This is a genomic window from Pantoea sp. AG702, assembly GCF_003182295.1.
In the GTDB taxonomy this organism is placed as follows: domain Bacteria; phylum Pseudomonadota; class Gammaproteobacteria; order Enterobacterales; family Enterobacteriaceae; genus Pantoea; species Pantoea ananatis.
In genome coordinates, this window is the sequence record NZ_QGTU01000001.1 from 1068646 (window position 1) to 1078963 (window position 10318).

General features: G+C 55.7%; 12 protein-coding genes. 3 read left to right on the forward strand and 9 right to left on the reverse strand.

Annotated features, from left to right (window positions below):
* Positions 1-83 precede the first annotated feature (83 nt).
* Positions 84-815, forward strand: coding sequence for a murein tripeptide amidase MpaA (gene mpaA, locus DFO57_RS05090; RefSeq protein ID WP_013025894.1), 732 nt, complete (start codon positions 84-86; stop codon positions 813-815).
* On the opposite strand, the gene ycjG is transcribed toward mpaA, so the two are convergent.
* On the reverse strand, positions 766-1749 hold the full coding sequence (gene ycjG / locus DFO57_RS05095) for an L-Ala-D/L-Glu epimerase (RefSeq protein WP_013025895.1): 984 nt from the start codon (positions 1747-1749) through the stop codon (positions 766-768). The two genes, mpaA and ycjG, sit on opposite strands and share 50 nt — an antisense overlap.
* Positions 1750-1899: 150 nt before the next feature.
* On the opposite strand from ycjG, the gene tpx reads away from it, so the two are divergent.
* Positions 1900-2403, forward strand: coding sequence for a thiol peroxidase (tpx, locus tag DFO57_RS05100; protein ID WP_013025896.1), 504 nt, complete (start codon positions 1900-1902; stop codon positions 2401-2403).
* 37 nt (positions 2404-2440) lie between these two features.
* On the opposite strand, the gene tyrR is transcribed toward tpx, so the two are convergent.
* From tyrR to pspA, 7 genes are all read right to left on the reverse strand, one after another.
* Positions 2441-4006 carry a transcriptional regulator TyrR gene (tyrR, locus tag DFO57_RS05105; protein ID WP_024471800.1) on the reverse strand — a complete coding sequence of 522 codons (1566 nt, stop codon included), beginning with the start codon at positions 4004-4006 and terminating at the stop codon, positions 2441-2443.
* A 251-nt stretch (positions 4007-4257) separates the two neighbouring features.
* Complete coding sequence (locus DFO57_RS05110; protein ID WP_013025899.1) at positions 4258-5325, reverse strand: YcjF family protein; 1068 nt, start codon at positions 5323-5325, stop codon at positions 4258-4260.
* Positions 5322-6719, reverse strand: coding sequence for a YcjX family protein (locus tag DFO57_RS05115; protein ID WP_110015148.1), 1398 nt, complete (start codon positions 6717-6719; stop codon positions 5322-5324). Before DFO57_RS05115 ends, DFO57_RS05110 begins: the two co-directional genes overlap by 4 nt.
* Positions 6700-6948: a phage shock protein PspD gene (gene pspD / locus DFO57_RS05120; protein ID WP_014605759.1), complete on the reverse strand. Its 249-nt coding sequence runs from the start codon at positions 6946-6948 to the stop codon at positions 6700-6702. Before pspD ends, DFO57_RS05115 begins: the two co-directional genes overlap by 20 nt.
* 57 nt (positions 6949-7005) lie before the next feature.
* Positions 7006-7356 carry an envelope stress response membrane protein PspC gene (gene pspC / locus DFO57_RS05125; RefSeq protein WP_014593793.1) on the reverse strand — a complete coding sequence of 117 codons (351 nt, stop codon included), beginning with the start codon at positions 7354-7356 and terminating at the stop codon, positions 7006-7008.
* A complete protein-coding gene (gene pspB, locus DFO57_RS05130; protein WP_013025903.1) occupies positions 7353-7580 on the reverse strand; it encodes an envelope stress response membrane protein PspB in 228 nt (75 codons plus the stop codon). Before pspB ends, pspC begins: the two co-directional genes overlap by 4 nt.
* Before the next feature lie 37 nt (positions 7581-7617).
* Entirely contained in the window at positions 7618-8283 is a 666-nt protein-coding gene (gene pspA / locus DFO57_RS05135) for a phage shock protein PspA (RefSeq protein ID WP_014605758.1), read from the reverse strand.
* 162 nt (positions 8284-8445) lie between these two features.
* Between pspA and pspF the strand changes: the two genes are divergently transcribed.
* The gene (gene pspF, locus DFO57_RS05140) at positions 8446-9459 is read left to right on the forward strand and encodes a phage shock protein operon transcriptional activator (RefSeq protein WP_015700227.1); all 1014 of its coding nucleotides are present in this window, start codon (positions 8446-8448) and stop codon (positions 9457-9459) included.
* Positions 9460-9762: 303 nt separating this feature from the next.
* On the opposite strand, the gene DFO57_RS05145 is transcribed toward pspF, so the two are convergent.
* Positions 9763-10212: a GNAT family N-acetyltransferase gene (locus tag DFO57_RS05145; protein ID WP_110015149.1), complete on the reverse strand. Its 450-nt coding sequence runs from the start codon at positions 10210-10212 to the stop codon at positions 9763-9765.
* Positions 10213-10318 lie beyond the last annotated feature (106 nt).

A 10318-nucleotide genomic window follows, 5' to 3' on the forward strand; every position in this document is an offset into this window, starting at 1 on the left:
ATCGCAAATTGCTGATTGATAAATAGCTATTTTCCCCGACCGGCTTTTCCGCTACTTTTAAATAAACTCAGGAGAACGTCACTATGTCATCCATTCATCCGCGACCGCTGCGCGGCAAACTGGCTATTTCCTGGCAGCAGTATGGCCGCTCTGTTCTGGGCGCCCCGCTACTCTGGTTTCCCGCCGTGCAGGCGGACGGCGACAGTGGCCTGATTCTGGCCGGCACTCACGGTGATGAAAACGCGGCGATAGCCGCCCTTTCCGCTGCGCTGCGGACCTTGCCGGAGGCACAGCGTCGGCATCATGTGGTGTTGGCGATGAACCCCGACGGCTGTCAGCTGGGCCTGCGTGCCAATGCGAATGGCGTGGATCTGAACCGAAACTTTCCGGCCGCCAACTGGCAGTCGGGCGAAACGGTTTACCGCTGGAACAGCGCGGCAGACGCGCGGGACGTTAAGCTGTCAACGGGGACACATCCGGCATCGGAGCCGGAAACCCAGGCGCTGTGCGCGCTCATTCATCAGCTTAAACCGGCCTGGGTCGTCTCGTGGCACGAGCCTCTGGCCTGCATTGATGACCCCGAACAGACAGACGTAGGCGCCTGGCTGGCGGCGCAGACCCAATTACCGCGGGTGAGCAGCGTGGGCTATGCCACGCCGGGCTCCTTTGGCAGTTGGTGCCACGACCTGAGTCTGCCCTGCGTCACTGCCGAGATGCCGGCTATCTCGGTGGACGAAGCCACAGAAACGTATCTGGAGACGATGCTTACTCTGCTGCGCTGGCAGCCGTCATTAACGCCCCGTCATGTACCTTAAGCGCCGGTTCAACATCCACGGCCAGCCACGTTGCGCCATCAAGATCGGCAAAACGCACCAGCGGCACCAGCGGCAGCGCCGCGCGAATCGCTCTTGAGGTACAGATCATACAGCCGGACATCAGCGTAAAGCCCTGCTGCAGCGCAGCATGTGCCAGGGCAAGCGCTTCAGTGAGTCCGCCCGCTTTATCAAGCTTGATATTCACCATCTCATAGCGTCCACGGAGGGCAGGCAAACTTTCCCGCGTGTGGCAGCTTTCATCGGCGCAGATCGGAAGAGGATGGATAAAGTTCGCCAGCGCCGCGTCTTCACCTGCCGGTAACGGCTGTTCCAGCATGGCCACGTCCAGATCGGCTAACAGCTGGCAACGGGCTGCCAGCCCTTCGGCATGCCAGGATTCATTCGCATCCACAAGTAATGTCGCGTCGGGAACAGCAGCGCGAATCGCCATCAGGCGCTCGGTAATAAAGTTATTGTCCATTTTGATTTTGAGCAGGGTTGCGCCATGTTGCCACAACGCCTGCGCGCTGCTGGCCATCGCTTCCGGCGTATCGATGCTCACCGTGTGTGCAGTCACAACAGACTGGGTCGGTTCCGCGCCCACTAACTGCTCCAGCGTCACATGCTGCTGGCGAGCGGCAAGGTCCCAGAGAGCACTGTCGATGGCGTTTCTTGCCGCACCGGCAGGCAACAGGCTCTGCAAGGCTTCACGCGACAGCCCTTGCTGCAGTTGAGGCATAACGGTCGCAATTTGTTCCAGCACCAGGGCTTCGCTTTCGCCGTAGCGCGTGTAAGGCGTGGCCTCGCCGATCCCTTTCACGCCCTCTTCTTCGATTTCGACGACAACGACCTTGGCTTCGGTGCGACTGCCACGAGCAATGACAAACGGCGTATGCAGCGGCCATGCTTCGGGATAACATTTTACCGTTCTCATTACCTCTCCTTTTCTCTGGGATTCATCATCGCCATTTAACTTTAGGCAACAAATGCTCTCGTAAACCCTTAAAATTTATGTCATAAACAATGGCTATACCTGTACTGACGCTTTCTTTTCTGTCAGATAACATCATTAGAAGGAATTCTTATGTCTCAGACTGTTCACTTTCAGGGCAACCCTGTAGCGGTTGCAGGTCAGTTCCCGCAGCCGGGCGATAGCGTTAACGCTTTTACCCTCGTGGCGAAAAACCTGTCTAACGTTTCACTCTCTGAGTATGCAGGAAAACGCAAGATTCTGAATATTTTTCCCAGCGTCGATACCGGCGTGTGCGCCTCTTCGGTGCGCAAGTTTAACCAGTTAGCGGGCGAACTGAATAACACGGTGGTGTTATGTATTTCCGCCGACCTGCCCTTTGCTCAATCGCGTTTTTGTGGCGCAGACAACCTCAACAACGTGGTTACGCTGTCAACGCTGCGCGGCGGGGAATTCAAAAAAGATTTTGGCGTGGAAATTGCTGATGGTGCCCTTCAGGGTCTGACGGCCCGTGCCGTTATCGTACTGGATGAGCATGACAAAGTGCTTTACAGCCAGCTGGTGAATGAGATCACCACTGAACCCGATTATGATGCCGCACTCGCTGCGCTGAAATAATGGCCACAGCGGATAAGCCAGACTTATCCGCTGCGTTTTATTCGTTGTCGCCGCGCTTCTGCCCCAGACCGTACTCACGCAGTTTATTGGCAATGGCGGTATGGGAAACCCCCAGTCGTTTTGCCAGTTTGCGCGTGCTCGGATAAGACAAATATAACCGCGTCAAAATAGATCGTTCAAAGCGGCTGGTGATCTGATCCAGCGTGCCTTCCATCGCTTCTTCCCCCAGTGACACATCCAGCGCCTGTTCCGGCAAGACGATATCCTGCGGCCGTAACTCATGGCCTTCCAACTGGGTTAATGCACGATACAAGGCATTTTTAAGCTGCCGCACGTTTCCGGGCCAGTTATAGCGCATCAGAAAAGCATTCAGCTGTGAGGAAAGACGCGGCCGTGGAATGCCCTGTTCATCGGCGAAACGCGCCACGAACATTTCCGTCAGCGGCATAATGTCCTGAACGCGCTCGCGCAGCGGCGGCAGATTCAGCGTAAGCACATTCAGGCGATAGAAAAGGTCTTCCCTGAACTCGCCGCGCTGAACCAGCTCAAACAGGTTCTTCTGGGTGGCGCAGATCACGCGGACATTCACGTGTACCTCATGCTCCTCACCGACGCGGCGGAAAGTGCCATCGTTGAGAAAACGCAGCAGCTTCGTCTGCATGGTGGGTGACATCTCGCCAATTTCATCCAGCAGCACCGAGCCACCGTTTGCCTGTTCGAAAAAGCCTTTTTTACCCTCCAGCGCATTGGGATAGGCCCCGGCTGCGTGACCAAAAAGCTCACTTTCCGCTACGTCATCCGGCAGCGATGCACAGTTAAGCGCAAGAAAAGGCATCTTTCCGCGTGCGCTGCGTAAATGACAGGCCCGCGCCAGCATGTCTTTGCCCGTGCCGGTGTCGCCGATAATCAGCAGCGGTGCATCGTGCATCGCGAGCTTGCGCGCCTGTTCCACGACCTGCCGCATCCTGGGCGTAACGGCGACAATATGATCGAACTCGGTTTCATCAGTCACCACCAGGTTCTGCAGTTGTCGCCCCATACGGGCAGTAGACTTCAGCATCACCATTGCGCCGACGAGCTGGTCGGCCTGGTCGTTGTCCTCTGACAGGTAAATCGGGTGTGCTTCCATCAGGAAGTCGCGCCCTTCTATCACCACATGTTGCGCCTGCGCCTGAACGCGTTCGCTCTCCAGCCAGCGCGCAAAATTAAAACCGTTAATCAGGTGGTCGGCGGTAAAATTGCGGATCTTGTTTTCATCAAGATTAAACAGGTTTTGCGCCGCCGGGTTCGCCAGCTCAACCTTCGTTCTCAAATCAACCGAAAATACCGGCTCTGGCATGGCAACCAGCAAGGCGCTGAGTACCCGATGTTCACGTTCAGACGGCATATAGGGGACCGTGCGGACATCGGTGACGCCGGGTGTACGACGGATTTCCGCCATCAGATTACTGAACTGTTCGAATTCAAGCGTGGAGAAATTGAGATAGATACGGCCTGAGGCGGCGACTTCAATGCCGCGGAGATCGATACTGCGCGCCACCAACAGGTCGAGCAATTCACGCGCCAGTCCGATACGGTCCTGACAAAACACTTCTAAACGCATTGCGTGGGCCTTAATCCGTTTGATATGTCGCGATAATACGCTAAACAGCCCGTCCGCAGAAAGGGGGCTGTCAGGAAAAGTTGACAGCGTTAACGCAAGCGCGTTTTTTTTAAACGTCCGTCGCGCGCAGCGCGCCATAACACCTTGAGTTTTCGACGTCTTTCGCAGTTAATCTTCCCAGTATCCCGGAACGGTCCCCCGCAGATTTGGCGCGCTAAACAGGGGACGTTAAATAACGGCCCCATCTAAAGTCAGTTTTGTGGATGTTTATTCCCGCCCTTTTGTAGCGCGTCTTTCAATTGCCCTAACAGCTCCCGGCGGTAATCGCCGAGACGAGGTTTATCATTTTCCAGCCAGGGTAAAGGCCGACACAGCTCCATCGCTTTGATACCCAGCCGGGCGGTGAGCAGCCCCGCACCAATGCCCTGCGCGGCACGCGTCGACAGGCGGGCCGCGATGTCCTGCGACATCCAGTCCATTCCGACCTCGCGCACCAGCTCTGAGGCCCCGGCAAACGCCATGTTAAGCAGCACCAGTCGGAACAGGCGCAGTCGACTAAAATAGCCCAGCTCAATACCGTAAATGGCCGCAATGCGGTTGACCAGCCGCAGGTTACGCCAGGCGATAAAGGCCATATCGACCAGTGCCAACGGGCTGACGGCGATCATCAGCGCCGATTCGGCAGCATGGCGGCTGATTTCCCGCCGGGCCTGGCGATCAAGAACCGGCTGCACCAGTTGGGCATAGAGCCGGACCGTTTCACCATCATTGTGGGTTTCGTGAAGCGAGGCATGCCAGCGTTGCAGCGCTGGATGAGCCTGATCCAGTTCGGCCTGACGCGCCAGTTTTTCACAAAAAGCCCGCCCCTGGCCCACGCCGTGGCTGTTAAGCAGTTCCCGGCCCCGATCGCGCTCTTCCGCACGCTGCCGCAGTTGATATAAGCGGCGCCATTCCTGGGTCAGCGCGCCCACACCGGCCAGAACAATCAGTCCGCCGGCGACGCCGCTGCCCAGCGCAAACCAGTCCTGCGCCAGCCAGGCATTGTGGCTCCACTGCACGCCCTGCGCCACAACACTGACGCCAAACAGCGCCAGGCCTGCGCCCACCATTTTGCGCCACAGGCTGCGTTTAGGTTTCAGCGCGGCCTCGACGGCTCTTTCCCCTGCGCTTTCTTCTTCAACCGTCGCGTCGCTGTCTTGCACAGCCAAAAAAGCGGCCTGGGCATCGTCTTCAAAGGTTTGAGCAGGCCGCAGCACACTTTCGGGCTTATCCTCCAGCGGGTGGGCAAAATCGATACGCGGTTTTAACGGATCGCTCATCGCAATTTATCTCCCAGTAAAAATTCCAGCGCCGCATCCATGCGGATATGCGGCAGTGGGCGATCGATATCCAGCTGCTGTGGGCGAAACTGCTCAAACTGAAAGCCTTGCTGATGCCAGAACGCGCGGCCCGGTAGCCGGGGCGGAACGTCACCCGGATAAACGGTTAATGCCTCGCCATCCTGCAGGCGATGACCGCGAAGTGCCGGGATCTTTTCGCCACGGTGATCGATCAGCCCGCTTTGTGTGGCCTGAACCGAGGCCAGGCCAATACAGTCCATGCTGATGCCTTCGAACGCGGCGTTTTGCCAGGCGTCCTGCACAAGCTGCTGCAGCAGAGAGACCATATTGCCGTGCTGGTCGCTGGTGATGTGATCGGCTTTGGTCGCGGCAAATAACAGCTTATCGATGACGGGTGAAAACAGTCGTCGGAACAGCGTACGCTGCCCGTAATGAAAGCTCTGCATCAGTTGCGTTAATGCCAGCCGCATATCATTAAACGCCTGCGGCCCGCTGTTGAGCGGTTGCAGGCAGTCCACCAGCACGATCTGGCGATCAAAGCGCAGAAAATGATTTTTATAGAAGTCTTTTACGACATGCTGGCAGTAGTAATTGAATCGCTGCTGCAGCATGGCAAAGTTACTGCCTTTATCGGCCTGCGCCAGCTTTGCCGCCTGGGCTTCATCGTCAGCTGGCCAGGGAAAAAACTGTAGCGCTGGCGCACCGGCCATATCGCCAGGCAGAACAAAACGTCCCGGCTGAATGAAGTGCAGCCCTTCCGCTTTACACCGATGCAGGTAGTCAGTCCAGGCCGCAGCGATGTCGGCCAGGCGGTTCTCATCCGCCGGAGCAAAAGGATCAAGTGTTTGACTCAGTGCACGCCATGGCGCGGCCCAGTTGGCGCGATCGCCCTGTAATAAGCCGTTCATCTGCCGCGACCAGGTCAGGTAATCCTGTGCCAGCATAGGCAGATCGAGCAGCCACTCACCCGGGTAATCGACGATTTCAAGATAGAGCGTGGCGGTGTCTTTGAGATGGCGGAGTAACGAATCGTTGGGGCGATAACGCAGTGCCAGGCGCATTTCACTCACGCCTCGCGTCGGGGTTGGCCAGGCGGGCGGTGTGTTGTAAAGCTGCGCCAGCCCCTCATCGTAGGTAAAACGCGCCGTGCCCATGTCCCGCTGGGGGACGCGTTTCACGCCCAGCAGGCGCTCATCGCGCACCACGGAAAACAGCGGCAGTCGGGCACCGCTGTGAACAGACAGGAGCTGGTTAACCAGCGAGGTAATAAAGGCCGTTTTACCACTGCGGCTTAATCCGGTTACCGCCAGACGAAGATGGCGATCGACGCCGCGGTTCATCAATGCCAGCAATTCAGTTTGCAGTCTTTTCATCTTTCTCCTTGATGAAGCGTGATGCCACAGTGTTCATCACGCGTTTCAGCAGTGGCTCAAGCGCCAGTCCTAACAGAATACGCAACGGACGACGCGCCACCGATTTCACCGCCCAGCCGGTCACGCCCGCAGGACCATAAGTTATCGCATTGATAATGATAAATTTAGCGGCGGACTTCAACGCAGGTGTTGCACGATGACGAAAAGCCGCAGTGCGTGAAACAGTCATCACTTCCTCCAAACGGTTCACAAACGGGCCAGACACTGGCCCGCTGCAGAACAACGATTAAATCTGACGGAAACGACTGCGCACGCTGAAGGTTTCAGAGGTGACGTAACGTTCAATATCCCGAACATTACGCTCATCCTGTTGCAGTGTCGTTTCCAGTTGGTCCAGCAGTTCACCGGCGCTGGGCGCGTATTCTCCGTTATCCACGCCGGCCGGTTTAACGTCCAGCACAAAACCCAACACGAAATAGGCGATCACAGTAAACACAAACAGACCAAAGAACAGTGACAAGACGACGATGATGCGAAGCAGTCGTACCGGAACGTCAAGGTATTCGGCTAAACCGGCACACACGCCCATCAGCTTCCCTTCGTCAGGCTTACGCCATAACTTGCGGCCTTTCATCATGGCTGCCTCCAGTTAGGATGTTCAGCATCGAGGATGGCTTCAAGCGCTTCAATGCGCTCCCGCATGCGCTGGGCATCTTTGGTTACCTGTTGCAGACGCTGCATCTGACTCTGCGACAGATCGGTGCCCCCGTTGCGTTTGTTACTGTAGTGTAGCCATAGCCAGACGGGTGCCACAAACAGCACAAATATCGTTAATGGAATGGCTAAAAATAATGCGCTCATTGACTCTCCTTAATCCTGTCCAGCAGAAAGCGGCGTCTTATTCGCTGCGGTTCATTTTGGCTTTCAGCGCGTTCAGTTGCTGACTGATTTCGTCATCCGCTTTCAGATCGGTAAACTGCTGATCCAGGGTTTTCGGTTTGCCAAAACCGTGGCTCTCTGCTTCTGCTTCCATGTGATCGATGCGACGCTCAAAGGATTCAAAACGCGCCATCGCTTCATCAATTTTACCGCCGTCCAGCTGACGGCGGACATCGCGTGAAGACGATGCCGCCTGGTGGCGCAGCGTAAGAGCCTGCTGGCGTGCGCGGGTTTCGCTCAGCTTTTTCTCCAGCTCGGTGATTTCGCCTTTCATTCGAGCCAGCGTCTCTTCAACCTGGTCAACTTCCTGTTTCAGGGTGGCGATCAGATCGGTGAGTTTCTGCTTTTCGATCAGCGCGGAGCGGGCCAGATCCTCTTTGTCTTTACGCAGAGCCAGTTCAGCCTTGTCCTGCCATTCGGCCTGCTGAAGCTCTGCCTGCTCAATCCGCCGTGCCAGCTGTTTCTTCTCTGCCAGGGCGCGCGCAGAGGTGGAGCGGACTTCAACCAGCGTATCTTCCATTTCCTGAATCATCAGGCGCACCAGCTTCTGCGGATCTTCTGCACGCTCCAGCAGGGAATTAATGTTGGCATTAACGATGTCAGCGAAACGCGAAAAAATACCCATAATGATGTTCCTCTTGATTGTCATAGTTTCAACTTGCTGAACGGATTAATTCAAGATGCGTGCCAACTTTTATCTTATTGATTTTTATTGTATTGCTGGCTTTGCAGTTTCTTTTATCTGTTCTAAGATAGTTAAATTGATTAATCAGTGGCGAAATTCATCATGTCTCCTAACAACGATAACCTGCTGGGCGAATCGAACAACTTTCTGGAAGTGCTGGAGCAGGTATCGAAACTCGCACCGCTGGAAAAACCGGTTTTGGTCGTGGGCGAACGCGGTACCGGTAAAGAGCTGATCGCCAGTCGTCTGCACTATCTGTCCGATCGCTGGCAGGGCCCTTTTATCTCGCTCAACTGTGCCGCGCTGAATGAAAACCTGCTGGATTCGGAGCTGTTTGGACATGAGGCAGGCGCCTTTACCGGCGCGCAAAAGCGTCACCTGGGCCGTTTTGAACGGGCAGACGGCGGCACGCTGTTCCTTGATGAGCTGGCAACCGCCCCGATGCTGGTTCAGGAAAAACTCCTGCGGGTTATTGAATACGGTCAGCTTGAACGCGTAGGCGGGAATCACGTTTTTCAGGTGAATGTGCGGCTGATTTGCGCCACCAATGAAGACCTGCCCGCGCTGGCCGCCGCCGGGAAGTTTCGTGCCGATCTGCTCGATCGTCTGGCGTTCGATGTGGTTCAACTGCCGCCGCTCCGCGAGCGCCGTAGCGATATTCTGGTGATGGCGGACCATTTCGCCATCCAGATGTGCCGGGAGTTGACCTTGCCCCTGTTTCCCGGTTTTACTCAGCAGGCTCAGCAAACCTTACTGGAACACCCGTGGCCGGGTAACGTGCGTGAGCTAAAAAACGTCGTTGAGCGGTCGGTCTATCGCCATAACACCAGCGATGAACCTCTGGATAACATCATTATCAACCCGTTTGAACGACGCACCGCCCCCGAAGATGCCCCGCCGCCTGCCCACGTGCCGGACGCGGCATCGGCCCTGCCTTCTTTACCGCTTGACCTGCGTCAGTGGCAGAATCAGCAGGAGTACGATGTGGTAGAAATCAGCTTACAACAGGCGAAGTACAATCAACGTCGTGCCGCCAGCTTACTGGGTGTGACCTACCACCAGCTCAGAGCGATGATGAAAAAGCACGGGATTCAGGCGCGAGACGGACAAGCATAAAGGATCTGGCCGGTTCCGATACGTGGCAAGGCATTGTTTTTCTGCGGCATTTGCCGTGGGCGATTCTTCGATACGACTGAGACAAGAGGGTGAGACAGAAAGCGGGCGGGAGCCTAAAAAAGGGCCCGCCGAAGCGGGCAACTGGAAGCAATGTGAGCAATGTCGTGCTCTTCTTCGGTAGAGCCACCGTCGAAGCGCAACTGAATAATAATCATTCCTGTTCGCATCTGTAAAGCCTTATTGAGAACTTTTCTCATTTCCACATCAACGCTATGCCTTTATTTTTCACGCAACTCCGCGTGCTTACGCGTCATTTGTGTCTCTGCGTAAATAGACCATGTCACGTAACTGTACGCCCTCTTCGATAATCGGTTTGTCATCATTGTCCGTGAAAAAATCCTTTTTCCGGTGTGACTCGCGGAAACCGCTTTTATGATAAAAACGGAGTATGCCTGGCACGTCCCCGGTGCCGACGTACATCGTCTTACACGCTTTTAAAAACGTCTCTGCAAGATAAGCCAGCATCGCGCGGCCATAGTTACCCTGATCTGCCGGGCAGGTCGCCATATTTTTAAGCTCGCATTCCGTCTCGTTTAAACGCGTCACCAGGGCAATGCACTTCACTCCGTTATCCCACAGCCTGAACATGCGTCCGCTGGCAAGATAGCGGTCAATCATATCTTCCTGTTCATCGGCCAACAGCAATAGCGGCAGGTAGATTTTTTTATTTTCCGTCACTTCATCGATAGTCATGGGTGCTTTCCTCCTGTGCCATCGACACAAACAGGTTCTGCCTGGGTAAAAACTGATCGCGATCGGCACCAGCCAATCCCACTTTTACGCTGGTGCGCGCGCAAAG

Coding starts and splice junctions, on each gene's coding strand:
- pspD (WP_014605759.1), bottom strand. CDS start 6,948: ATGACTGTTTCACGCACTGCGGCTTTTCGTCATCGTGCAACACCTGCG.
- DFO57_RS05115 (WP_110015148.1), bottom strand. CDS start 6,719: ATGAAAAGACTGCAAACTGAATTGCTGGCATTGATGAACCGCGGCGTC.
- DFO57_RS05110 (WP_013025899.1), bottom strand. CDS start 5,325: ATGAGCGATCCGTTAAAACCGCGTATCGATTTTGCCCACCCGCTGGAG.
- pspA (WP_014605758.1), bottom strand. CDS start 8,283: ATGGGTATTTTTTCGCGTTTCGCTGACATCGTTAATGCCAACATTAAT.
- pspC (WP_014593793.1), bottom strand. CDS start 7,356: ATGATGAAAGGCCGCAAGTTATGGCGTAAGCCTGACGAAGGGAAGCTG.
- pspF (WP_015700227.1), top strand. CDS start 8,446: ATGTCTCCTAACAACGATAACCTGCTGGGCGAATCGAACAACTTTCTG.
- tpx (WP_013025896.1), top strand. CDS start 1,900: ATGTCTCAGACTGTTCACTTTCAGGGCAACCCTGTAGCGGTTGCAGGT.
- ycjG (WP_013025895.1), bottom strand. CDS start 1,749: ATGAGAACGGTAAAATGTTATCCCGAAGCATGGCCGCTGCATACGCCG.
- DFO57_RS05145 (WP_110015149.1), bottom strand. CDS start 10,212: ATGACTATCGATGAAGTGACGGAAAATAAAAAAATCTACCTGCCGCTA.
- pspB (WP_013025903.1), bottom strand. CDS start 7,580: ATGAGCGCATTATTTTTAGCCATTCCATTAACGATATTTGTGCTGTTT.
- tyrR (WP_024471800.1), bottom strand. CDS start 4,006: ATGCGTTTAGAAGTGTTTTGTCAGGACCGTATCGGACTGGCGCGTGAA.
- mpaA (WP_013025894.1), top strand. CDS start 84: ATGTCATCCATTCATCCGCGACCGCTGCGCGGCAAACTGGCTATTTCC.